Source organism: Photobacterium sp. GB-56 (assembly GCF_003026105.1).
GTDB lineage: Bacteria > Pseudomonadota > Gammaproteobacteria > Enterobacterales > Vibrionaceae > Photobacterium.
The window spans coordinates 127,336-153,236 of record NZ_PYNW01000009.1; the positions used below are offsets into that span (position 1 = coordinate 127,336).

At 43.4% G+C, this 25,901-nt stretch carries 16 protein-coding genes; 11 read left to right on the top strand and 5 right to left on the bottom strand.

Annotated elements, in window-relative coordinates; genetic code table 11:
* Positions 1-68 precede the first annotated feature (68 nt).
* Positions 69-1,007 (bottom strand): TIGR01212 family radical SAM protein, encoded by a 939-nt coding sequence (locus tag C9J42_RS13700; protein WP_107290875.1) that lies wholly within the window; start codon positions 1,005-1,007, stop codon positions 69-71.
* 647 nt (positions 1,008-1,654) lie between these two features.
* Between C9J42_RS13700 and gltB (C9J42_RS13705) the strand changes: the two genes are divergently transcribed.
* The 8 genes from gltB (C9J42_RS13705) (at position 1,655) to C9J42_RS13740 (ending at position 17,388) form a co-directional block, all read left to right on the top strand.
* Positions 1,655-6,208, top strand: coding sequence for a glutamate synthase large subunit (gene gltB, locus C9J42_RS13705; protein WP_107290876.1), 4,554 nt, complete (start codon positions 1,655-1,657; stop codon positions 6,206-6,208).
* The gene (locus tag C9J42_RS13710; protein WP_045083715.1) at positions 6,201-7,667 is read left to right on the top strand and encodes a glutamate synthase subunit beta; all 1,467 of its coding nucleotides are present in this window, start codon (positions 6,201-6,203) and stop codon (positions 7,665-7,667) included. The genes gltB (C9J42_RS13705) and C9J42_RS13710 overlap by 8 nt, the downstream gene beginning before the upstream one ends.
* 385 nt (positions 7,668-8,052) lie before the next feature.
* The gene (gltB, locus tag C9J42_RS13715) at positions 8,053-12,516 is read left to right on the top strand and encodes a glutamate synthase large subunit (protein ID WP_107208583.1); all 4,464 of its coding nucleotides are present in this window, start codon (positions 8,053-8,055) and stop codon (positions 12,514-12,516) included.
* A 14-nt stretch (positions 12,517-12,530) separates the two neighbouring features.
* Positions 12,531-13,943, top strand: coding sequence for an FAD-dependent oxidoreductase (locus C9J42_RS13720; RefSeq protein ID WP_107246741.1), 1,413 nt, complete (start codon positions 12,531-12,533; stop codon positions 13,941-13,943).
* Between the two features lie 165 nt (positions 13,944-14,108).
* A complete protein-coding gene (mtnN, locus tag C9J42_RS13725) occupies positions 14,109-14,807 on the top strand; it encodes a 5'-methylthioadenosine/S-adenosylhomocysteine nucleosidase (RefSeq protein WP_107246758.1) in 699 nt (232 codons plus the stop codon).
* 72 nt (positions 14,808-14,879) lie between these two features.
* Positions 14,880-15,836: a cobalamin biosynthesis family protein gene (locus C9J42_RS13730; RefSeq protein WP_107287483.1), complete on the top strand. Its 957-nt coding sequence runs from the start codon at positions 14,880-14,882 to the stop codon at positions 15,834-15,836.
* Complete coding sequence (btuF, locus tag C9J42_RS13735) at positions 15,836-16,678, top strand: vitamin B12 ABC transporter substrate-binding protein BtuF (protein ID WP_107287484.1); 843 nt, start codon at positions 15,836-15,838, stop codon at positions 16,676-16,678. Before C9J42_RS13730 ends, btuF begins: the two co-directional genes overlap by 1 nt.
* A gap of 98 nt (positions 16,679-16,776) precedes the next feature.
* On the top strand, positions 16,777-17,388 hold the full coding sequence (locus C9J42_RS13740; RefSeq protein WP_045083709.1) for a trimeric intracellular cation channel family protein: 612 nt from the start codon (positions 16,777-16,779) through the stop codon (positions 17,386-17,388).
* Between the two features lie 53 nt (positions 17,389-17,441).
* Here C9J42_RS13740 and C9J42_RS13745 read toward each other — a convergent pair whose 3' ends face one another.
* On the bottom strand, positions 17,442-18,062 hold the full coding sequence (locus C9J42_RS13745) for a DedA family protein (protein ID WP_107208587.1): 621 nt from the start codon (positions 18,060-18,062) through the stop codon (positions 17,442-17,444).
* Positions 18,063-18,274: 212 nt separating this feature from the next.
* On the bottom strand, positions 18,275-19,462 hold the full coding sequence (gene tyrS, locus C9J42_RS13750) for a tyrosine--tRNA ligase (RefSeq protein ID WP_107208588.1): 1,188 nt from the start codon (positions 19,460-19,462) through the stop codon (positions 18,275-18,277).
* Positions 19,463-19,672: 210 nt separating this feature from the next.
* On the opposite strand from tyrS, the gene C9J42_RS13755 reads away from it, so the two are divergent.
* Positions 19,673-20,893 carry a peptidoglycan DD-metalloendopeptidase family protein gene (locus C9J42_RS13755; protein WP_233217685.1) on the top strand — a complete coding sequence of 407 codons (1,221 nt, stop codon included), beginning with the start codon at positions 19,673-19,675 and terminating at the stop codon, positions 20,891-20,893.
* A gap of 79 nt (positions 20,894-20,972) precedes the next feature.
* Here C9J42_RS13755 and erpA read toward each other — a convergent pair whose 3' ends face one another.
* Positions 20,973-21,314: an iron-sulfur cluster insertion protein ErpA gene (gene erpA / locus C9J42_RS13760; protein ID WP_107208590.1), complete on the bottom strand. Its 342-nt coding sequence runs from the start codon at positions 21,312-21,314 to the stop codon at positions 20,973-20,975.
* Between the two features lie 61 nt (positions 21,315-21,375).
* The gene (clcA, locus tag C9J42_RS13765) at positions 21,376-22,779 is read right to left on the bottom strand and encodes a H(+)/Cl(-) exchange transporter ClcA (RefSeq protein ID WP_107208591.1); all 1,404 of its coding nucleotides are present in this window, start codon (positions 22,777-22,779) and stop codon (positions 21,376-21,378) included.
* Positions 22,780-23,104: 325 nt separating this feature from the next.
* On the opposite strand from clcA, the gene hemL reads away from it, so the two are divergent.
* Positions 23,105-24,415, top strand: a complete 1,311-nt coding sequence (gene hemL, locus C9J42_RS13770) for a glutamate-1-semialdehyde 2,1-aminomutase (protein ID WP_107246747.1) — start codon at positions 23,105-23,107, stop codon at positions 24,413-24,415.
* Between the two features lie 347 nt (positions 24,416-24,762).
* Complete coding sequence (locus tag C9J42_RS13775; protein WP_107246749.1) at positions 24,763-25,848, top strand: AI-2E family transporter; 1,086 nt, start codon at positions 24,763-24,765, stop codon at positions 25,846-25,848.
* The last annotated feature ends 53 nt before the right edge of the window (positions 25,849-25,901 follow it).

Below are 25,901 nucleotides of genomic sequence, written 5' to 3' on the forward strand. Positions count from 1 at the left end.
AATAAAAAGCTGAAACTATAACCTTCACATACAAAAAAGCCCACATCACGTAGGCTTTGTTTTGTATTCTATTTTAATTGTGGGCGTTGATATACAAAAGCGTCATTAATTAGACTCCCTTGCCCACCATAAGTATCTAAGTTACGTCCAATTTCAGTCATCGCTAACCAGCGGTTTTCACACCACATTGGTGCCAGTAAGGTTGGCCTACGTGCCGCGGCTGAAACCCGATGATAAATCACATCAGCAGGAGTTAATCGGATCATTTCGCTCGCAATGTTGGTGTACTCTTCAAGGCTAATAGGGTCTAAACGTTCGGCTTTATATGCTTGCCCCATTTTACTGCCTTCAACTATGTGTAGTGGATGCAATTTTATCCCATCCACGCCTACCGCCACCACTTTACTGATCGTATCAAGGTTATCTTGTTTGGTGTCACCTGGCAGCCCAACAATTAAATGAGTGCAAACCTTGATCCCTAATGCCCGTGCACGTTGAGTGATAGCGGCATAACATGCAAAATCATGACCTCGGTTAATCCGCTTTAATGTCTTTTCATTTGCCGTTTGTAAACCTAATTCTAACCAAATCTCATAGCCTTGTTGTACATAATCAGACAGTAGTGCTAATACCGCATCAGGCACACAATCAGGTCGAGTTCCCACACATAACCCTACAATATCCGTCGTTTTTAACGCCTCTTCATACATTTTCTTTAGCGTTTGAACTTCAGCATAAGTACTGGTGTAAGCCTGAAAATAAGCTAAATAACGTTTTGCACGATGAATTTCATCGGCACGCTCTGCTAATTGCTGTTTAATAGGTAAAAACTGAGTCTTTTCATCTGCAAAAGAGGCCACATTACAAAATGTGCACCCTCCCCGACCAATCGTTCCATCACGATTAGGACAGCTAAAACCGCCATGCAAAGTTAACTTATGGACTTTTTCACCATAACGGCGCTGTAAGTCTTGACCAAATGTATTAACGAGTTCGTGCAGTTGCATTGCTTTACCTGATTGCAAATAAATAGCTGTAAACACCGCGATGAATAGCGAGCAATATTAAAAAGAGTCGCAAGATAGCATCAATTACAAGTAATAAATTTGTGCTACAACAAACAAAGCCCTTTCCTTTACTCAACAAAAAAGACACTTAATCGTAAATAAAATACAAAAAAGTTTCCCTAACTACGTATTGTTGCCTTTTTGTAAACAATCGATCACCAAACGTTTTTTGCATTTAAACGCAATTGCGAATAATTATCGTCGTTAAAAAGCCTTTTTCATGTTTAACAATGCAACAAAACAGCAATATTATGATAGCTAAATGTTAATTTTTATTGGTAATTAATGTATCAAAATTGTAGGATAGTTACACTTGTGTGCAATTTCTGAACAATAAAAGCGATGCCATCACCCTACTGTAAAGTGATTTGTGTCGCCCTTTCTCAAGAAATACAGTGTGTTCGTTCATAGCAAAACGAAACAACAAAATTAAGTTTGCCAATACAGGACGATTTTATCTTTGTGCAGACACTCAATCATGTTGGGTAGAACAGGATAGTTCATTTCAATACCGCAGGATTGTGACAATAAATTAGGGATAACCAAGCCTTAGGAATATGGCTTGATGCAACTGGAAGGATGTATCTATGACAGATCAAGAGCTGAACGATCAGGGACTTTATGTGCCTGAAATGGAGCACGATGCCTGTGGTATCGGCTTTGTCGCCCACCTAAAAAACCGTAAGTCTCACCAGATTGTTACTCAGGCTCTCGATATGCTAGCGCGTATGGAGCACCGTGGCGGTCAAGGTTGTGATCCATGCAGTGGTGATGGTGCAGGCATTTTGCTGCAAAAGCCCCACGAGTTCTTATTAGAAGAAACACTGACACTCGGTATTAAATTACCCGCCTTCGATAAATATGGCGTCGGTGTTGTGCTATTTCCAAAAGATGAGCATAAACGCCAGCAATGTCGTGAGATCTTAGAGCGTAACGCTAAACGCCTTGATCTTGAAGTGATCGGCTACCGTGTACTTCCAGTTGACAACTCAATGATCGGTGAAGATCCATTGAGCACAGAACCACAATTTGAGCATGTCTTCATCACTGGTGGCGCAAACTTAGATCCAGCCGTACTAGAGCGTAAACTTTATGTTTTACGTAACTATACTGTACGTGTTTGTCTGGAAAGTGTTTCGAACATTGGCGATGACTTCTATATCAACTCTCTGTCATACAAAACTTTGGTTTACAAAGGCCAATTAACTACAGAGCAAGTACCTCAGTACTTCCTTGATCTACAAAATCCAACGATGGTGACCGCACTTGCATTAGTTCACTCTCGTTTCTCAACCAACACCTTCCCACGTTGGCGCTTAGCACAACCTTTCCGTTACATTGCTCACAACGGTGAAATCAATACCGTTCGTGGTAACTTGAACTGGATGAAAGCCCGTGAAGCGATTCTTGAGTCTGATTTATTTAGTCAGCAAGAAATCGATATGCTACTGCCGATTTGTCAGGAAGGTAGCTCAGATTCATCTAACTTCGATATGGCACTAGAGTTACTTGTGCTTTCTGGTCGTAGTTTGCCACACGCTTTAATGATGCTTATCCCTGAAGCGTGGCAAGAAAACAAAAACATGGATCCTAAGCGTCGTGCTTTCTACCAGTACCACGCCAATATCATGGAACCATGGGATGGCCCAGCCTCTGTTTGTTTCACCGATGGTGTTCAAGTAGGTGCAACACTGGACCGTAACGGCCTACGTCCATCACGTTATACTGTGACTAAAGATGACTTCCTTGTGATGGCATCTGAATCAGGCGTGGTTGAAATTGAGCCTGAAAACGTCCAATTCCGTGGTCGTCTACAACCGGGTCGTATCTTCGTTGCTGATCTAGAGCAAGGTCGTATTATTTCTGATGAAGAAGTAAAAGACAGCATTGCGACAGCACAACCGTATGAGCAATGGGTTAAAGACAATCTATTAAGCCTAAAGACGCTTCCTGAAGCTGATAATATGCATCATCAGCCAACACCTGAGCGCTTACTGCATCATCAACAAGCGTTTGGTGTGAGCTCAGAAGAAGTGAATGACATTATTGTTCCACTGGCAAAAACAGGTTATGAGCCATTAAGCGCGATGGGTGCAGATTGGCCGCTAGCCGTGCTTTCTCATCAATCCCAGCATTTATCAAACTACTTTAAACAGCTATTTGCACAGGTGACTAACCCGCCAATCGATCCAATTCGTGAGCGTATGGTTATGTCATTGAATACTTACCTCGGTAAGGATCAAAACCTGCTAGCTGAAACACCTGCGCATTGCCAAAAAGTTGAACTTGAATCTCCTGTTCTTTCTAATGCTGAACTTGAGAAAATCCGTGAGATTGATAATGAACATCTTCAATCGAAAACATTGGATATTGTCTTTAATGCAAGTGGCGAACCAGGCAAGCTAGAACGTGCACTTAAACGTATTTGTCAGTATTCAGAAGATGCAGTCGTTGATGGTTATTCAATCATCATTCTAACTGACCGTGCAGTTAATTCTAACCATGCGGCTATTCCTGCAATGCTGGCTGTTGGTGCGGTTCACCACCACCTGATCCGCAAAGGTCTTCGTGCGAAGTGTGACATCGTAGTTGAAACCGGTGATGCACGTGAAACCCACCATTTTGCAACCCTAGTTGGTTACGGTGCTAACGCAGTTAACCCATATCTAGTCACTGAAACACTGGTTGATTTACAACGCAAGCGTAAACTGGATCCTGAATTACCGACAGACACTCTATTTGATAACTACCGTAAAGGGGTTAACGGTGGTCTGCTTAAAATCTTCTCTAAGATGGGTATTTCAACGCTACAGTCATACCACGGCGCACAAATTTTTGAAGCGCTTGGTATCAGTAAATCTGTGGTTGATAAGTACTTCACCGGTACTGTAACGCGTATTCAAGGTCTAACGATTGATGATATCGCGCAAGAAGTCTTAGTCCGTCATCGTGTTGGTTACCCTACTCGTGAAATCCCAGTACAAGTACTTGATGTTGGTGGTGTATATCAGTGGAAGCAACGTGGTGAGAAACACTTGTTTAACCCTGAAACCATTTCACTACTGCAACAATCAACCCGTGAAAAAGATTACGCGCAATTTAAGCAATATGCGAAAGCGGTTGATGATCAAGGTGATAACGCTGCAACACTGCGTAGCCAACTTGATTTCATCAAAAACCCTGCAGGCTCTATCCCACTTGAGGAAGTTGAGCCAATTGAGAATATCCTTAAGCGCTTTGCGACAGGTGCAATGAGCTTTGGTTCGATTTCTTACGAAGCGCACTCAACACTGGCTGTTGCGATGAACCGCATCGGTGCAAAATCTAACTCAGGTGAAGGTGGTGAAGATCCAATTCGCTTTGAGAAGAAAGATAACGGTGATTGGGAACGTTCTGCTATCAAGCAGGTGGCATCAGGTCGTTTTGGTGTCACCTCTTACTACCTAACTAACGCTGATGAGCTGCAAATCAAAATGGCTCAAGGTGCAAAACCCGGTGAAGGTGGTCAGCTTCCAGGTGATAAAGTCGATGACTGGATTGGCGCAACACGCCACTCAACACCAGGGGTTGGCTTAATTTCTCCACCGCCTCACCATGATATTTACTCAATCGAAGATTTAGCCCAGCTGATCTACGATTTGAAAAATGCTAACCGCGCAGGTCGTGTCAACGTTAAACTGGTATCAGAAGCCGGTGTAGGTACGATTGCATCAGGCGTTGCTAAAGCCAAAGCCGATGTTGTTCTTATTGCAGGTTTTGATGGCGGTACAGGTGCATCACCAATGTCATCTATTCGCCACACAGGTCTACCGTGGGAATTAGGTCTAGCAGAAACGCACCAGACGCTACTGAAGAATGGTTTACGTAACCGTATCGTTGTTCAGTCTGATGGTCAGATGAAAACACCACGTGACCTTGCTATCGCCACTCTTCTGGGTGCTGAAGAATGGGGCGTAGCAACAGCTGCACTGGTTGTTGAAGGCTGTATCATGATGCGTAAGTGTCACAAGAATACTTGTCCTGTTGGTATCGCAACACAGAACAAAACATTACGTGAACGCTTTGATGGTCGCGTAGAAGACGTTGTGACTTTCTTCCAATACATGGCAGAAGGTTTACGTGAAGTAATGGCAGAGCTTGGCTTCCGCACTATTGAAGAAATGGTAGGGCAATCTCACAAGCTGAAAGTCCGTGATAATGTCAGTCACTGGAAATACAAGAACCTCGATCTTAGCCCTGTACTTTACGTTGAAAAGCCACGTGCTGAAGATGGTATTTACAACCAACGTCCTCAAGATCATGGTTTGGATAACGTACTAGACCGTCAATTGATTGAACTTGCACAGCCAGCACTGACGGAAGGTAAAGCAGTGAATGCTGAGTTGCCTATCATCAATACCGATCGAAGTGCAGGTACTATGCTGTCGAATGAAATTTCGAAAGTATACAAAGACAGCGGCTTACCACAGCCGATGAACGTGAAGTTCTTTGGTTCAGCAGGTCAAAGCTTCGGTGCATTCCTTGCTAAAGGCGTGAAATTTGAAGTTGAAGGCGATGCTAACGATTACTGGGGTAAAGGCCTATCAGGCGGTACATTAGTACTTTACCCTGATGCGAAATCAGACATTGTTGCTGAAGATAACATCGTTGTGGGTAACGTGTGTTTCTACGGTGCAACCTCTGGTGAATCTTACATTCGCGGTCTTGCTGGCGAGCGTTTCTGTGTTCGTAACTCAGGCGCTCAAGTTGTGGTTGAAGGTGTCGGGGACCACGGTTGTGAGTACATGACTGGTGGTGTTGCCGTTATCCTTGGTCAAACAGGTCGTAACTTTGCTGCGGGTATGAGTGGTGGCGTTGCTTATGTTTGGGATCAGTTCGATGACTTTGAAACCAAATTAAACCCTGAGTTAGTCGATTTAGATCCAATCGAAAAAGAAGATCAAGCACTGCTACTGAACATGCTAACTAAACATGTTGCATTAACAGGTAGTACGGTTGCAGAGCTTTTCCTATCTAACTTCGAAGATAACTTGAAGAAGATGGTGAAAGTTATGCCAAGGGATTACAAAGCCGTATTACTAAAGCGTAAAGCTGAAGCTGAAGCTCAAGACAAGGAAGCGTTGGAGGCAATCAATGGGTAAGCCAACAGGATTTTTAGAATTTGGCCGTGAATTGCCAAAAAAATTGGACCCGAGTGTTCGTATTCAAGATAACAAAGAATTCGTTTTAAACGATGAATTTGGTGACAAGATCAATGAACAGTCATCACGCTGCATGGATTGTGGTGTACCGTTCTGCCATAACTCTTGTCCAATTGGGAATATTATTCCTGAATTTAATGATGCGGTTTACCGCGATAGCTGGGAAGAAGCGTGGAACATCCTAAGTTCAACGAATAATTTCCCAGAATTTACTGGTCGTGTGTGTCCTGCCCCTTGTGAAAGTGGCTGTGTGTTAGGTATCAACCAAGATCCCATCACGATTTGTAATATCGAGAAAACGATTGTTGAAACAGCTTATCGTGAAGGTTATGCCAAGCCTAAAACACCACGTTCTCGAACCGGTAAAACCATTGCAATTATCGGTTCAGGCCCTGCGGGCTTATCAGCAGCAGAGCAGCTAAACAGCGCTGGTCACACCGTGACAGTGTTTGAGCGTGATGAAAAAGTCGGTGGTCTACTTCGCTTTGGTATTCCTGACTTTAAGCTAGGTATGGATATCATAGATCGTAAGATCAACCTAATGGCAGAAGCTGGCGTTAAATTTGAAGTTAATGCGCACATTGGTGTCGATATCAATGCTAAGCAATTACGCCAAGACTTTGATGTCGTATTACTTACAGGCGGCTCAACCGTTCCTCGTAACCTGCCAATCCCAGGTCGTGAACTAAATGGCGTACACTTTGCGATGGAATTTCTTGCGCAAAATAACCGTCGTGCCAACGATATGGATTTAAAAACCGAAGAAATCCATGCCAAAGGTAAACATGTAGTGGTTATTGGTGGCGGTGATACAGGTTCTGACTGTGTGGGTACATCAAATCGTCACGGCGCTGCAAGTATTACTCAAGTTGAGATCATGCCTGTTCCACCTGAAAAGCGTCCAGCTAATCAGCCATGGCCGTCATACCCAATGATCATGAAAACATCAACGTCACATGAAGAAGGTTGTGATCGTTACTGGAACATCTTAACCAAAGAGTTTATCTCTGATGATAACGGTAATGTGAAAGGCTTACGTATTGCTGATATCGTTTGGCAAGAAGCAAAACCAGGTGAGCGCCCAGGGTTTGATGAAGTTGAAGGTTCAGAGCGTGTGATTGCCTGTGATCTTGCTTTCTTAGCGATGGGCTTCTTACACCCAGAACCAACAGGCGTTCTCGCTCAACTTGATATCGCATTAGATGAGCGTGGTAATGTTGCAACTGAAGATTTCGCGACTAACCAAGCCGGTGTATTTGCAGCAGGTGATATGCGTACAGGTCAATCATTGGTTGTACGTTGTATTAACGAAGGTCGAGAGTCTGCTCGTGCAGTTGACGCTTACCTTATGGGTAATACAAACCTTGAAGCAAAAGCTGATTCATTAATGCTTTCTTAACTTCTACGTAAAGTTAATCTTTAATGCAAAGCCAGCTCAAATGAGCTGGCTTTTTTACTGTTATAACTCTCAATATTCAATGTTAGCCTCAACATTTCCCCACACATCCCTGAAAACCTATACTTAATTATTAATATTAAGACTTTAATTACGCCCTTCCAATCAGGATAAACACTTGCTACTCACTATATTTAATTGAACTTTAAGATGTTATTACTATTTTAAGATACATCATAATATTTAGCGCTAGTTGTTATGTCTATTTGACCTTTTTGTAAATTATGGGTACTTTGATGAATCGCAGGAAGCATACTGATGATCAGGATGATTATCATATTGATGCAGTAAACCTGTTTATGACAAACAGGTGCAAGGGAGAGTTGCAATGTCACTGTATAACCCATCACTGGAAAAAGATAACTGTGGGTTTGGTCTGATTGCCCATATCGAAGGCCAAACTAGCCACAAACTTGTTCGTACCGCTATATCCGCACTAGATCGCATGACTCACCGTGGTGGTATCGCCGCTGACGGTAAAACAGGTGATGGCTGTGGTCTATTGATTAAAAAACCAGATAATTTCTACCGTATCATTGCTGATGAAAAAGGCTGGAACCTATCCCGTGAATTTGCCGTAGGACAAATTTTCTTAAGCCAAGATCCGGTACTTGCCGAGCAAGCTCGAACTATTATTAATGAAGAGCTGGCAACAGAAACATTATCGGTAGTAGGTTGGCGTGAAGTGCCTGTAAATCCTGCCGTTCTCGGGCCTATTGCTCAAGAATCCCTACCTAATATTGAGCAAGTCTTTATCAATGCCCCTGCAGGTTGGAAGCCTCGCGATATTGATCGCCGCCTCTACATTGCTCGTCGTCGCATTGAAAAGCGTATTACCGAAGATAGTGATTTCTACATTTGTAGCCTTTCAACTCAAGTGATTGTCTACAAAGGCTTATTCATGCCATCGGATCTACCTAAATTCTACTTAGATTTAGGTGACATTCGATTAGAATCGTCGATTTGTCTATTCCACCAGCGTTTCTCAACCAATACTCAGCCACGCTGGCCGTTGGCTCAGCCTTTCCGCTATCTAGCCCATAATGGTGAAATCAATACCATCACAGGTAACCGCCAATGGGCACGAGCACGAGGCTATAAATTTAGCTCCCCATTGCTGCCAGATTTAAAAACAGCTGCACCATTTGTTAACGAAACAGGCTCTGATTCCTCTAGCCTTGATAACATGCTAGAGCTATTTTTATCTGGTGGTATGGATCTATTCCGTGCCATGCGCATGCTTGTTCCACCAGCTTGGCAAAACCACCCTGATATGGATCCAGCACTGCGTGCTTTTTACGATTTTAACTCGATGCACATGGAACCATGGGATGGCCCCGCTGGTATCGTAATGTCTGATGGACGTTATGCTGCTTGTAACCTTGACCGAAATGGCCTTCGTCCAGCCCGTTATGTGATCACCAAAGATAAATTGATCACCCTAGCGTCTGAAGTCGGCATTTGGGATTACACCCCAGATGAGGTCGCTGAAAAAGGGCGTGTTGGTCCCGGTGAATTATTAGTTATTGATACAAAGTTTGGCAAAATTTGGCATTCATCAGATATCGATAACGAGCTAATGGGACGTCATCCTTATAAAGCATGGATGGATAGTCACGTTAAACGCTTAACCCCCTTTGAACAATTAGGCGATGAGCAAGTAGGTTGCCGATCGCTCACTGATGACGAACTGTCGGTTTATCACAAGCAATTTGGGGTAAGCAGTGAAGAGCTAGATCAAGTACTACGTGTTGTAGGTGAAAATGGCCAAGAAGCCACAGGCTCTATGGGTGATGATGCGCCAATGGCGGTATTATCCTCAAAAGAACGACCGATCACCGATTACTTCCGTCAAATGTTTGCACAGGTCACTAACCCACCTATCGATCCACTGCGTGAAAAGCATGTCATGTCACTCGCTACCTGTATTGGTCGCGAAATTAACGTGTTCTGTGAAACCGATAGCCATGCACAACGTGTGGCGTTTGGATCGCCAGTGTTAGTGTATTCTGATCTTGTTCAATTACTTGAGTTAGATGATCAATATTATGCCAACAGCATTATTGATATTAACTACAATCCAAATGAAAAAGATCTCAAACAAGCACTAATAGATCTATGCGATGAAGCTGAACGTGTCGTAAAAGATGGTGCTGTACTGGTTGTTTTATCAGATCGCGGGATCAATAAAGATAAATTGCCAATTCCTGCTGCAATGGCTGTGGGTGCGGTGCAAAAACGTTTGGTTGATAATAACCTACGTTGTGACACTAACATCGTGGTTGAAACAGCAACCGCTCGCGATCCTCACCAATTTGCCGTCCTTCTCGGCTTTGGTGCTACCGCTATCTACCCTTACCTTGCTTATGAATCACTAGGTAAGTTGATCGATGCGGGGGCAATTAATAAGTCTTACCGTGAAGTGATGAGTAATTACCAAAACGGCATGAATAAAGGTCTATTTAAGATCATGTCGAAGATGGGGATCTCGACCATTGCTTCATACCGCTGCTCAATGCTATTTGAAGCTGTCGGTTTAAGTGATGAAGTCGTTGAGCTTTGCTTTAAAGGTGTTTCGAGCCGTATTGCAGGCGCTGACTTTAGTGACTTCCAACAAGATCTCTTTAACTTATCGCGTAAAGCATGGTTGAAACGTAAACCGATTGAACATGGCGGTTTACTGAAATACGTTCACGGTGGTGAATTCCATGCTTATAACCCTGATGTTGTCGGCACACTACAAAAAGCGGTGAAATCAGGCGATTATCAAGATTACTTAGCCTTTGCTAAAGAAGTGAATGAGCGCCCAGTAGCTGCTATTCGTGACTTGTTTAAGCTAAAAGATGGCACAACATCGATTCCGGTTGAACAGGTTGAAGCTGCGACTGAGCTTTATAAGCGTTTTGACTCAGCCGCAATGTCGATTGGTGCATTAAGCCCAGAAGCGCACGAAGCATTAGCTATCGCCATGAACCGTTTAGGCGGTTGTTCAAACTCCGGTGAAGGCGGTGAAGATCCTCGTCGTTTTGGTAACGAACGAAACTCACGGATTAAACAGGTGGCTTCAGGTCGATTTGGCGTGACTCCACACTATCTTGTGAATGCGGATGTTATTCAGATCAAAGTAGCACAAGGAGCTAAACCGGGGGAAGGTGGTCAACTACCCGGCCATAAAGTGACAACCGAAATCGCAAAACTGCGTTATGCGGTACCGGGTGTTACCCTGATCTCACCACCACCTCACCATGATATTTATTCGATTGAAGATTTAGCTCAGCTGATCTTCGATTTAAAACAAGTTAACCCAAGTGCCATGGTATCGGTCAAACTGGTATCTGAGCCTGGGGTTGGCACCATCGCAACAGGTGTGGCTAAAGCCTATGCTGATTTGATCACCATTTCAGGTTATGACGGCGGGACCGGTGCAAGTCCACTAACATCGGTGAAATATGCCGGTAGCCCATGGGAGCTTGGTCTTGCAGAAACTCAACAGGCACTCGTGAGTAATGGCTTACGTCACAAAATCCGTCTGCAAGTCGATGGTGGTTTGAAAACCGGCCTTGATGTTGTAAAAGCGGCAATTTTAGGTGCAGAAAGCTTCGGTTTTGGTACCGCACCAATGGTTGCTCTAGGTTGTAAATACCTGCGTATTTGTCACCTTAATAACTGTGCGACAGGTGTCGCGACTCAAGATGAAAAACTGCGTCGTGATTTCTTTAAAGGCTTGCCTGAACAAGTCATGAATTACTTCATCGGTGTTGGCCAAGAAGTACGTGAACTATTAGCGCAATTAGGTGTAGAAAAGCTCACTGACCTGATTGGTCGTACTGACCTTCTTGAAACATTGGAAGGCTTTACAGCGAAACAAGCCAAGCTTGATTTAAGCCCTATTTTGGTTGCCCCAACACCGAAAGAAGGTAAAACACTGTACTGCAGCGAGCCTAACACACCATTTGATAACGCAGAGCTAAGCCAGACTTTAGTCGATCAAATCTTACCTGCGATTGAAAGTCGTAGCGGTGGTGATTTCTACTTTGACATCTGTAACACCGACCGCTCTATTGGCGCACGTCTATCTGGTGAAATCGCCCAGCGTTATGGCAACCAAGGTATGTCTGCAAGTCCAGTAACACTGCACTTAACCGGTACTGCGGGTCAGTCTTTCGGGGTGTGGAATGCAGGCGGTCTAAACCTGAAATTAACAGGTGATGCAAACGACTATGTGGGTAAAGGCATGACGGGCGGCATCATTACTATTCGTCCACCACAAGGTTCTGCATTTAAATCAAGTGAAGCGACCATCATTGGTAATACTTGTTTGTATGGCGCAACGGGCGGTAAGTTATTTGCCGCAGGTAAAGCGGGTGAGCGTTTTGCTGTGCGTAACTCAGGCACCATTACCGTTGTAGAAGGTGCTGGTGATAACGCATGTGAATATATGACTGGCGGTATCGTTGCTATTTTAGGTAAAACAGGCGTTAACTTTGGCGCCGGTATGACGGGCGGTTTTGCTTATATTCTTGATGAAGATGGCGATTTCGCAGGACGCGTGAACCCTGAACTAGTTGAAGCATTACCTCTTGACGAGCTACAAATCCACCAAGAACATTTACGTGGTTTAATCGACCGCCACCTACAAGAAACAGGTTCAAGTCGAGCACAAGAAATTTTGGCGAACTTTGATCAATGGATCCCGAAATTCTATCTTGCGAAGCCGAAGTCAGCAGACATTAATACCCTGCTGGGTCACCAAAGTCGTTCAGCTTCTGAACTACGTCTTCAGGCGCAATAAGGGAGGGAAACCGAATGAGCCAGAATGTTTACCAATTTATTGACGTCGAACGTATCGACCCACCAAAGAAACCGCTAAATGTACGTAAAATTGAGTTCGTTGAAATCTACGAACCGTTTACCAAACAGCAGGCAGGTGCGCAGGCGGATCGTTGTTTAGATTGTGGTAACCCTTACTGTGAATGGAAATGTCCTGTTCATAACTACATTCCTCAATGGCTAAAACTGGCTAATGAGGGACGTATTATTGAAGCGGTTGAGCTATCTCACCAAACCAACACCTTACCGGAAGTATGTGGCCGTGTTTGTCCTCAAGACAGGCTATGTGAAGGTTCTTGTACCTTAAACGAAGACTTTGGTGCGGTGACAATTGGTAATGTTGAAAAATACATTACCGATAAAGCCTTTGAGATGGGCTGGAAACCTGACATGTCAGGGGTCGAGTGGACAGATAAAAAAGTTGCGATCATCGGTGCAGGCCCTGCCGGATTATCTTGTGCTGATATTCTTGTGCGTAACGGCGTAAAACCCGTGGTATTTGACCGCTACCCTGAAATTGGTGGCTTGCTGACCTTTGGTATCCCATCATTCAAGCTTGAAAAAGATGTAATGGTTAACCGTCGTAAAATCTTTACTGAAATGGGGGTTGAGTTTCAGCTCAATACTGAAATCGGTAAAGACGTCACGATGGAATCGCTACTAGCTGACTACGATGCGGTGTTCTTAGGTGTCGGCACGTATAAAAACATGCGTGCAGGATTGGAAAATGAAGACGCAACAGGCGTCTATGACGCATTGCCATTTTTGATTTCTAATACCTATAAGGTAATGGAACTAGAAAGTCCATCGACATTCTTAGATATGAAAGATCAACGCGTGGTCGTACTCGGTGGTGGTGATACCGCGATGGACTGTGTCCGTACTTCTATCCGCCAAGGTGCAAAAGATGTGGTGTGTGCTTATCGTCGTGATGAAGCCAATATGCCGGGTTCAAAACGTGAGGTGAAAAATGCCCGCGAGGAAGGCGTAAACTTTATGTTTAACCTTCAGCCATTAGGTATTGAAGTGGATGATTCAGGCAAAGTAACTGGCGTTAAAGTTGTGAAAACAGCGCTAGGTGAACCAGACAGCGCTGGACGTCGTCGCCCTGAGCCAGTCTCAGGTAGTGAGCACGTATTAGGTGCCGATGCTGTGATCATGGCGTTTGGTTTCCAACCTCATGCGATGCCATGGCTGACACCATATGATGTTGAACTGGATCAATGGGGACGGATCAAAACCTCATTCGATGCACACTTTGCCTATCAAACCACAAACCCGAAAATCTTTGCCGGTGGTGATGCGGTTCGTGGTTCAGATTTAGTGGTAACCGCCATTGATGAAGGCCGTAAAGCCGCTGATGGCATACTGGATTATCTCAACGTCTAAATACGTTAATTAAACAAACTAAAGCGGATGGGCAACCTTCCGCTTTTTTTTATTGTTCAAAAATTAGCGCTCGATAACTTTTGGTATAAATTCTATCGCTCATGGTACACTAATCAACACAACAGCACCCTCGGTGCACCGCTTGAACAACAAGAGAACGAATCAATGAAAATCGGCATTATTGGCGCAATGGAGCAAGAAGTTGCGATCCTAAAAGCACAACTAGAAAACTGCGAAACACACAACAAAGCAGGTTGTACTCTCTACACAGGTACGCTAAATGGTGCGGATGTTGTCTTGTTACAATCTGGTATTGGTAAAGTTGCAGCAGCAGTAGGCACAGCCGTATTACTTGAAACGTTCCAACCTGATGTTGTGATCAATACAGGCTCTGCTGGCGGTTTTGAATCAAGCCTTAATGTTGGTGATGTTGTGATCTCAACGGAAGTTCGCTACCACGACGCAGACGTGACAGCATTTGGTTATGAGATCGGTCAAATGGCACAGCAGCCAGCCGCTTTCCTCTCTGACGAAAAACTGATGGATGTAGCAGAGCAAGCACTATCTGCTTTACCTAAAAAGCCACACGCTGTTCGCGGTCTGATCTGTACTGGCGATGCATTTGTATGTAGCGCTGAAAAACAAAACTTCATTCGCACTCACTTCCCATCAGTCGTTGCTGTTGAAATGGAAGCTGCGGCTATTGCTCAAGCTTGTCACCAATTCAAAGTCCCCTTTGTTGTGGTTCGTGCCATTTCTGATGTTGCAGATAAAGAATCGCCAATGAGCTTTGATGAGTTCCTGCCACTTGCAGCAAAAAGCTCATCAATCATGGTTGAGAAAATGGTTGAGTTACTTAAGTAACCTCATTGTAGTAACTAATTTAAGTGGCCTTGCTTCGCATCTAGCCTAAAACGAGAATAGCTGTCACGGATGATGGAATCACTTGTTGCGTTACTCACAACTAATAGCTCCCTACTCGCTTTGTGGGGAGCGTTATTATTGCATTGGGTTTTACCCATTCCCTACCCGCTTCACCCCATTGTTATTTGGCAACGTCTCGCACTGCTCATTGCAGAGCGTGTTAATCACCCGAAAGAAAATCCCTCTCAACGTATTCTCGCAGGCTCACTTGCTTGGTTTTTAATGTCAGGCACGGTACTGATCTTATTGTTCGCTTTTAGCCAACTGGTTTGGTATCAAACGATTTTCCAAATGACCCTGTTGTGGATGGCAATAGACTGGCAAACATCTGCTAAATTAGGCAAACAATTTAATCAAGCCTATAACCTTGAACACAAAGGCAGATGCCGTGAGTTATTAGCCGATCACGTTAATCGTAATACTGAAAATTTATCACTGCTTGGACTAGGTAAAGCGGGTGCTGAAACCCTATTACTTGGTTACGGCCGTAATGTCATTGGCGTCTTATTCTGGTATGCCATAGGTGGTGGTATTGCGGCGATTATGTATCGTTTAGCGATTAGCCTTGCGCGATCTTGGTCACCAAGCCGTGAACAGTTCCGCTTTTTTGGTTTACCTGCGATTCGTATCGCACTTATTTTAGATATTGTGCCGCTTCGCCTGTTTGCACTATTAATTACCCTTGGCCAAAATGCCAAAAATGCTTTTCATGGTTTAATGCAGCAAGGTGAAAATTGGCAGCTACCAGGGACGGGTTGGTTATTAGCCGCAACCGGACACAAACTGTCTTTATCCCTTGGCGGTCCCGCGATGTACAACCAAGTGAAAATGGAACGACCGCGTATCGGAGGGAAAATTGCCCCCGCATCGTTACACCTTGCACAAATTCAGCAATTAATGACAAGTCGTTTATGGTGTTGGATCATTATCGAAAGCGGCTTACTGATTATTTTTCACGGACTAGCTTAATGCGCTTCCTACTTCTCATTGTTGTTCTATTCCCATTCACCTCTGCCTTTGCTGAACAATCACAGTCTGTTCAACGCATCATTAGCTTATCGCCACACATGACGGAACTCGCTTATAGCGCTGGTTTGGGAAACAAACTCATTGCAGCTAGCGACTACAGTGATTACCCAGAGCAAGCGAAAAAATTAGAACGTGTTGCAAATTATCGCGGCATCAAAATGGAACGAATTCTTACCTTAAAGCCTGATTTAGTTTTGGCATGGAAAGGAGGGAACCCAAGTCGAGAAATGGCTCGTTTACAGCAACTTGGGATTAATATCTTTTATTCAAATCCAACGCAATTAACCGATATTGCAGATACGATTATCAAACTGGGTAAATTTGCTGATGATCCAAGTCAATCGATTAATGCAGCTACAACATTTAGAACACAACTCGCCAAAATTAAAGCACGCTATCAACACGCGCCTCCAGTACGTTACTTTTATCAATTAAGTGATAGCCCTATGTTGACGATTTCAGATGGCAACTGGCCGAGTCCTGTCTTTGATATTTGCGGTGGAGAAAATATTTTTGCCACCAGCACCGCGGCATACCCACAAGTCAATCAAGAGCAAGTTGTTGTTCGCCAACCCAGCGTCATTTTCGGTTCACGTCATGCAACGTCAAAAGAAAATAGCCCATGGTTAAAGTGGCAAGGTAAACTCCCTGCGGTTGATAATCATCAGCTTTATCAACTCAATAGCGATTGGTTAAACCGCCCCACGCTTCGCACTCTTAAAGCCGTAAAGCAAGTGTGTCAACTACTGGATAATGAAAGAAAAGCCTCACCTTTGCTGTGAATAACCTCACTAAAGATGGATTTTATAGTTGTACCTATCCATTTAGGCAGTACAATCGCCTGCCTACTTTCCCCCTTTTCTATTAAATAGGGATAAACATGCTCATCTATATTCTCGATATGTTTGGTACTGCAATCTTTGCAGCCTCGGGAGTACTCATGGCAGGACGATTACGCATGGATCCTTTTGGCGTTGTCGTGCTAGCTAGCGTAACAGCTATTGGTGGCGGCACTATTCGTGATATGGCATTAGGTGCTACCCCTGTGTTTTGGATCAAAGATACCAATTACTTATGGGTGATTTTTATTACCTGTATTATCACGATGCTCGCAACTCAACGCCCTAAACGGATGCCATGGTATTTTCTTCCTGTCGCTGATGCGATTGGATTAGCAGTCTTTGTGGCTATCGGTGTCGAAAAATCATTACGTTATGGCGCATCGCCAATGGTCGCTGTGATCATGGGTGTGATAACAGGCTGTGGCGGCGGCGTGATCCGAGATGTACTCGGACGTGAGATCCCAATGGTATTACGTACAGAGGTTTATGCAACAGCCTGTATTCTAGGCGGTATGGTACACACCATAGGCTTATCTTTAGGTGTACTGCCTTCTGTTGCTGCAGTGATCGGTATCTTTACCACACTCACCATAAGACTCGCAGCCATTAAGTGGAATCTGTCTCTGCCTATTTTTGCACTGCGTAATTAACAAAAAAACCGCCAACACTGGCGGTTTTTTAATCCGAAACAAACAAGGTTATCTTATTCTTCAATCGAGGTTTTACGGCGTTTGAATCGACGGATAAGCCACCATCCAAGTATACAAGCAAGTACAACGACGACAGACCAACATTGCATCTGATATTTATGATAGAAGGCTAAAATAGGCCCTAATTCGTCATGTAAATAAGCAGGAGCCACGCCAAATACCAATAGCCAGATCGTGACCGCTAAGAAGTTACCTAATAAGAAAAGTTGCACTGGCATTTGCGCAATACCACAGCCAATGCACATGAACTGTTTAATGCCTTCAACAAAACGACTGATCACAAGCCCTAGCATGCCATAGCGGTCAATAAACTGATGTAACTTGGTCAGCGTTCGCGGTTTAATCCATTCTTTCTTCGTTAAGATATGACCAAATTGGCGTCCAATAAAGTAGCCAATACTGTTACCAATAAAGCTACTTGCCCAAGCAACGGATAGCACCATAGGTAACGACATTTTACCTGACGATGCCAATAAACTCGCGACGATCAATAACGACTGACCAGGCGCTGGGATCCCCATACCTTCAACAGCAATTGCCAATGCTAAAATATAGTACCCGTATTGCTGCAGTAGCGGGGTGAGATCAGTAATAATATGTTGAATCGATTCCATAGCCAGTCGATATAAAAATGAAGAGTAATCTTTTATAGTAGCTTGTCTCTCGTCGTCGGCATAATGATCAAAGCTAGAAAGTAAGCTTTCATAAACCATTAAACATTAAGATTTAAAGCCAAGTTATTATTAATTAAGACTATTTGACAAATATAAAAAAAGGACGCAAATGCATCCTTTCATATTTGAATAACGCTGCGAGAGCAATGTGATTATTTAATCATCACACGAGCAAATTTACGTTTGCCGACTTGGAAAACATAATTGCCAGCAGCCAGTACCAGTTTCGTGTCTTCTACTTTCTCACCATCTTGCTTCACAGCGCCTTGACGGATCATACGCATTGCATCAGACGTTGAGTTAACCAGTGCTGCTTCTTTTAATAAATTCGCAATAGGAAGACCGGCTTCGAATTCAAACTCAGGCATTTCATCAGGTAGGTTACCTTTTTGGAAACGACTGATGAATTCTTGCAATGCCGCTTCTGCCGCTTCTTCTGAATGGAAACGTGCAATGATCTCTTTTGCTAGTAAGAACTTCACATCACGTGGGTTTTTACCGGCATCAACATCGGCTTTAAACTGAGCAATTTCATCCATTGGACGGAATGAAAGCAATTCAAAGTAGCTCCACATCAGATCGTCAGAGATAGACATGATCTTACCAAACATATCGCTTGGCGCATCGGCAACACCAATGTAGTTATGCGCAGATTTAGACATTTTCTTCACGCCATCTAAACCCACCAGCAATGGCATCGTCAGTACAACCTGTGGTTTTTGACCGTGCGATTTTTGTAACTCACGACCCATTAGCAAGTTGAACTTCTGATCAGTACCGCCTAGTTCTACATCTGTTTCCATTGCGACTGAATCGTAACCTTGAAGTAATGGATACATAAATTCATGGATCGCGATTGGACGATTCTCGCCGTAACGCTTTTTAAAATCGTCACGCTCTAGCATACGAGCAACGGTTTGATTAGACGCTAAACGGATCATTCCTTCTGCACCTAACTCTGATAACCATGTCGAGTTAAACGCAATCGTGGTTTTGGCAGGATCAAGGATCTTAAATACCTGCTCTTTATATGTTTCCGCATTGCGTAATACATCTTCACGCGTTAGTGGCGGACGTGTCGTGTTCTTACCGGTAGGATCGCCGACCATACCAGTAAAATCACCAATCAAGAAAGTGACTTCATGGCCTAATTCCTGAAAAGTACGCAACTTATTAAGAATAACCGTGTGTCCAAGATGGATGTCTGGTGCCGTAGGATCGGCACCTAATTTTATACGTAATGGACGGTTTTCTTTTAGCTTTGCTATTAGCTCTGCTTCTGGGATAAGTTCTTCAACCCCACGTTTTATCTCAATAAGTGCTTGTTCAATGCTGGCCATTCTTGTTCGCTCCCACAAAATTGGCAAAAATAATAAGCCGACTATCTTACTTGAATAGCAGGCTTTTTTGAAACCAGTTAGACTGAAGGCCGTTTATTTTTTCGGAATATATGTGAAAAATTTAGTATGAAAGGAACTTCATCACCTCGATTTCCACGGAAGAACCTCTTTTTTATCATATTGATCAGCATAGCTATGCTAGGGCTTGCAATGATACCGAGTTCCCAGCAAGAAACCGCTTCTCATGTTGAGCGTAAATTTAAAATTGGCAAACCTTACCCTATTGATATTGCAACCGCTTCAGCGACACCTCTTTCAGGTAAAGATAAAACAGATGAGCTTATATGGAAAAAGCACGTTATTGAAAGTGGTGAAAGTTTAGCTATCGCTTTTGATAACATCGGCTTAGATGGAAAAATACTACATTCCCTTATCAATACCGATGCCAATACCAAACAATTGGAAAGACTTCGTCCAGGTAATATCCTTCAATTTGGCTTTAATAAAGAAGGAAAATTAGTTGAGCTTCGCCAACCTCGTAATCATTTAGAAACCTTGATTGTGCGCCACGATGGCAGCACCTTTAGCAGTGAGATGGATAAAAAGGAAATTGAAACGCATATCAATTTCTCTCATGCCACCATTAAAACCAGTTTTTGGAGTGCCGCAGATAAAGCAGGATTAACGGCCAATCAGATCATGGAAATTGCCGCGCTATTTGGTTGGGATATTGATTTTGCTCTCGATATTAGAGCGGGTGATAAATTTGAAGTGTTATTTGAACAGCACTATTTAGATGGTTATCCAGTCGATCGCGGTGAGATTTTAGCCGCAACCTTTACCAATATGGGGCAAACTTTTACCGCAGTTCGCAATAACGACGGTAAATATTACGATAAAGACGGGCTAGCCATGCGTAAAGCGTTCTTGCGCTCTCCTGTCAACTTCCGCTATGTAAGTTCAAATTTTAATCCGCGTCGTCTCCACCCCGTTACAGGAAAAGTAAAGCCGCACCGAGGCACTGATTATGTTGCTCCTGTTGGCACACCTATTTGGGCGGCAGGTGATGGGGTTGTATTAGAATCAGCGTATAACAAATACAATGGTAACTACGTTTTTATCAAACATAGCGCTAAATATGTCACCAAATACCTGCATTTAACTAAGCGTATGGTCAAAAAAGGGCAACGAGTAAAACAGGGAGATACTGTCGGTACTTTAGGCGGTACTGGTCGCGTCACAGGCCCACACCTACACTATGAATTCTTGGTTAATGGTCAGCATAAAAACCCTCGTACGGTAGATTTACCGCAAGCCAATTCATTATCAGGCAACGAGCAAGTAACGTTTAAAAAGCAAGCTAAACAACAACTTGATCATATTCAGCAATTGGGCAAACTGGTCGTTAATAATGACATATTATTAAACTAAGCCATTGTTTATATACAAAAAAGCCGACAATCAATATTTGTCGGCTTTTATTTAACTCAATGATTATCGAGTTAACATTTTAAACACTAAATGATGCGCCACAACCACAAGTCGTTGTTGCATTTGGGTTGTTAACAAAGAAACGCGAACCTTCTAGACCTTCAGTGTAGTCAACTGTACCACCCATTAGGTACTGGAGACTCATAGGATCAACCACTAGCGTTACACCGCCATTTTCAATGGTCATATCACCATCATTTACTTTTTCATCAAAAGTAAAACCATATTGAAAGCCACTACAACCACCACCAGTGATGTAAACACGTAGCTTTAGATTCGGGTTTTCTTCTTCAGCGATCAGTGTTTTTACTTTATTCGCTGCAACATCAGAAAAAGTTAGCGGCAAATTAGCATCGCTCATTACAAAACCTCTCACACACTTCCGTTAATTACGCTGATTATCCAATACCTGACTATGTTGTTCAAGTATTAGGCTCACTTGTTGGAGAATCATGGCGTAAACGCTCTTTTTTAATTGTTCGGTGTAGCAACTGCGAATAAATCGGTTGTCCGCCTAACATCTGAGCAAGCATAGTCGCACCGAGAGTGGTAACAATCAATGGTAAAATAAGGTGATAGTTGTTGGTCATTTCAATAACCAGCAAAATCCCCGTAATTGGTGCGCGCACCGTTGCAGCAAAAAGCGCCCCCATACCAGCGATTGCAAATAGTCCAGGATCAATGCCTAAATCAGGATAAATGCCTTGTGTGATCATGCCATAGAAAGTGCCAAACAATGTCCCTAACGCCAACATTGGGGCAAAAATACCGCCCGGTGCACCGGAGCCAAAACACAGTAATGTTGTTGCAATACGAGCAAAGAACAACAGCATTAACATACCAAGGCCGTAATCACCGTTAGTCGCGTGAGGGATAAGGAAAATACCGCCACCGGTTAATTCTGGGAAATACAATAGAAGTAAACCGAAGCAGCCACCAATTAAAGCGCCAGTGATAAGGTAACGCTTACGCTCATTACGGTGAATTTTAACAAAGCTATCTAACGCAAAAATAATCATCCGATTAAATAGGACACCGAAACCACCAAATAGCATCCCTAACACTAAGAATAACCATAATGATTTCAGTGCAGGAGCATCATATTGCGGCATAGATATAACCGCTTCTTGGCCACGTAAAAGACGAAATACGATATTTGACATCACCGCGGAGATCATTACGCATTTCACCGAAATTAAACTGTAACGAAACTGCGGACGCATCTCTTCAAGTACAAACATGATCCCCGCCATCGGGGCATTAAATGCTGCAGCTAAACCACCAGCGGCACCTGCTGCAAGTAAAGAGTGTCGACCTTCTTTATCTTTTAAACGGAAAATATCAGAGATCATTCGTCCAATATTACCGCCCATTTGTACCGTAGGACCTTCACGACCCAGTACCATACCCGAGCCTAACGCACCTAAACCACCGAAAAATTTAACTGGGATCACGCGCCACCAGCGAACAGGACGCATTTCTTCCATCGCACCTTCAATTTCAGGAATACCAGAACCACCAGCTTCAGGGGCAAAACGACTAACTAGGTAATAACCAACAAAGGCAAGAAAAGCACTGACAATAAACGCTGCGAGCCACAAAGGAAGTACACTGGTTATTTCATCACGTAACCACTCTGTACGCTGATCCGTTACCCAGTTGACACCAATTTCAAACAAGGTTCCGACTAAGCCCGCTAAAATGCCGACAAGAGCTGATAAAAATAGAACAGAGACTGGCGTTTTATCACGAGTAAGCAGTTGCCTTACAAAAACGCGAGGTTGAAGATGAGGAGGCATGTGGATCCCGTGCGTTTTATCAGTCATTTTTCGGCCGTATTGTCAAAAGATTGCATATAGGATGCAGGGAGGATAAATGAAACTATTGATTTTAGAAGAGTAATCTAAGATGGGCGTTTATTATACTGCTAATGTTGAAAAATAGCTTTGCAACTGTGACTTGTACTGCAGTATTGCTGTAATTAATTGTTCAATACACGCAAATAACCACCATAAATCGCCCTCCCTAAATTGCATCCTTTTAGGTACAATGGACTAATAACAATCTACACACTTCTCTGGCCTACAATCTCAAGGACAGAAAACGATCTGGATTGGATCTACGCCTGATTATTTTATATAGGACCTCATAATGAGCAAAACGAGCAAATCGGCTGATTTATTTGCCAAAGCAAAACAAAAAATTCCAGGTGGTGTTAACTCTCCAGTGAGAGCGTTCGCTGGTGTTGGTGGCACACCACTCTTTATTGAGCGTGCCGATGGCGCTTATATTTTTGATGCTGATGGTAATGCATACATCGATTTCGTTGGCTCTTGGGGTCCAATGATCTTAGGCCATAACCATGCAGCGATTCGTGATGCGGTGATCGATGCAGCGCAACAAGGTTTAAGTTTTGGTGCGCCAACGGCAATGGAAATCACCATGGCTGATCTGGTATCAAAACTAGTACCATCGATGGAAATGGTACGCATGGTAAGCTCAGGTACTGAAGCAACCATGAGCGCTATTCGTCTGGCACGCGGGTTTACTGGTCGCGATAAGATCTTAAAATTTGAAGGTTGTTACCACGGTCACGCCGATTGTCTACTCGTTAAAGCAGGCTCTGGCGCATTAACCCTAGGTCAACCAAGCTCACCAGGTGTACCTGCAGATTTTGCAAAACATACCCTAACAGCAACCTATAACGATCTAGATTCTGTCCGTGAAGCGTTTGCAGCTCACCCAGAAGAGATTGCTTGTATTATCGTTGAGCCTGTTGCGGGTAACATGAACTGCATTCCACCTGTACCTGGCTTCCTTGAAGGGCTACGCGACATCTGTGATGAATTTGGCGCGCTATTAATTCTAGATGAAGTAATGACAGGCTTCCGCGTGTCAGAAGGTGGTGCTCAAGGCTATTACAACATTAAACCAGACCTTACAACACTAGGTAAAATCATCGGCGGCGGTATGCCAGTCGGCGCATTCGGTGGCCGTCGTGAAGTGATGGAATTTGTTGCACCAACAGGTCCTGTCTACCAAGCGGGTACGCTATCAGGCAACCCTGTTGCAATGGCAGCAGGTCATGCCTGTTTAAGCGTGTTAACTGAAGATGGTAATGAAAAACGCCTTGCTCATACCACTAAACGTCTTGCTGATGGCTTTAAAGCATTAGCAGATAAGCATGGTGTTCCACTGGCCATTAATCAAGTAGGTGCGATGTTTGGCTTCTTCTTTACTGAGCAAGAAACTGTAACGTGCTACGAAGATGTAACCAAGTGCGATGTCGAGCGTTTCAAGCGTTTCTTTAATTTAATGCTAGAAAAAGGGGTATATCTTGCACCGTCTGCATATGAAGCATGCTTCACCTCACTAGCACACACAGATCAAATCATTGATGCAACACTTGAAGCAGCTGACTTTGCTTTTGCTACGCTTGCACATGAAAACAGCCCTGAATAATTCAGAAAGCTGAAATAAATAAAAATAAAAAAGGTCACAATGAGTGACCTTTTTTTATGACATTATTTTAGTATCTAAAACACAGAAATTGTATTTAACTATAGCCACAGCTCAAGGCTAAGGTTATTGCCAAAAATATAACGCAAGCAGTACCATGATGACTAAAATAATTAGTGCAATCGGTGGTCTGCGCTTTTTTTTGTCATCACAGCCACAATTACAACATCCCATAAGCCATCTCCGCGATAAAGGGTATAATCGATAAGTTATAGCGACAATGATTATAATGATAATCTTTATCAATAACAGCAGTAATGAAGACGCTTATTAATTAAAGGAAACATACCGTGTCACAGCCATTTAAAATCGAGCCACGCCATTGGCTCCTTATTATTGCTTTATTTGTTGCTGCATTTGCCAGTTACAAACTCATTGAACCTTATTTAGGGCCGATTGTTCTCGCCTTTATTATTTCATTACTCTTTGCACCACTACATAAACGTTTATTAGCGTTAATGCCAACCCGTGCAAATACTGCTGCAATGTTATCTTGCTTTGTGCTTACCGTCATTATTGTGATCCCGCTGCTTGTGGTGTTTTCATCCATTGTTCATCAAGGTACAACCGTTTCTAAAGAAAGTTATCAATGGATCACATCCGGCGGTCCGAAAGAACTATTTGCTCACCCTTACGCTCAAAAAGTACTGTTCTATATAGATAAATACTCACCGTTCCATGATTTTGATCCTCAGGTCATCATTCAGAAAATTGCAACCACAGCATCTCAAGTCGGCTCTCAAGCAATCAACATTAGTGCACGTATTCTTGGAGACGCCACTAGCATATTAGTAAACTTTATGATGATGCTATTTGTCCTATTCTTCCTGCTACGTGATAACGACAAGATGATTGCCGCGATCCGCCATGTGATCCCACTGTCTCGCAGTCAAGAAGATGCAATTATGGAAGAAGTTGAACAAGTCGCAAAATCTGCCGTACTTGGATCATTCCTAACCGCTGTCGCGCAAGGCTTAGCCGGTGGTTTTGCAATGTGGCTATGCGGATTCCCAGGGCTGTTCTGGGGCTCAATGATGGCTTTTGCTTCATTAATCCCTGTCGTAGGTACCGCACTTATCTGGCTACCTGCATCTCTATACTTACTGTTAGTCGGTCAATGGGAATGGGCATTATTCTTAGCGGGCTGGGGAGTGCTTGTCGTAGGTTCAATCGATAACGTTGTCCGTCCATTGCTGATGCAAGGCAGTTCAAGCATGAATACCCTACTGATCTTCTTCTCAATCATTGGGGGTATCCAATTATTTGGTTTGATCGGTATGATTTACGGTCCCATCATTTTTGGTGTAACACTCGTGTTATTTAAAATGTATGAAGTTGAATTTAAAGACTTCTTAGAACAACAAGATTCTCACTAACCTATCATTACAATGCCGCTTCGATTCTAGGGCGGCATTTTTCTTCTATTCAA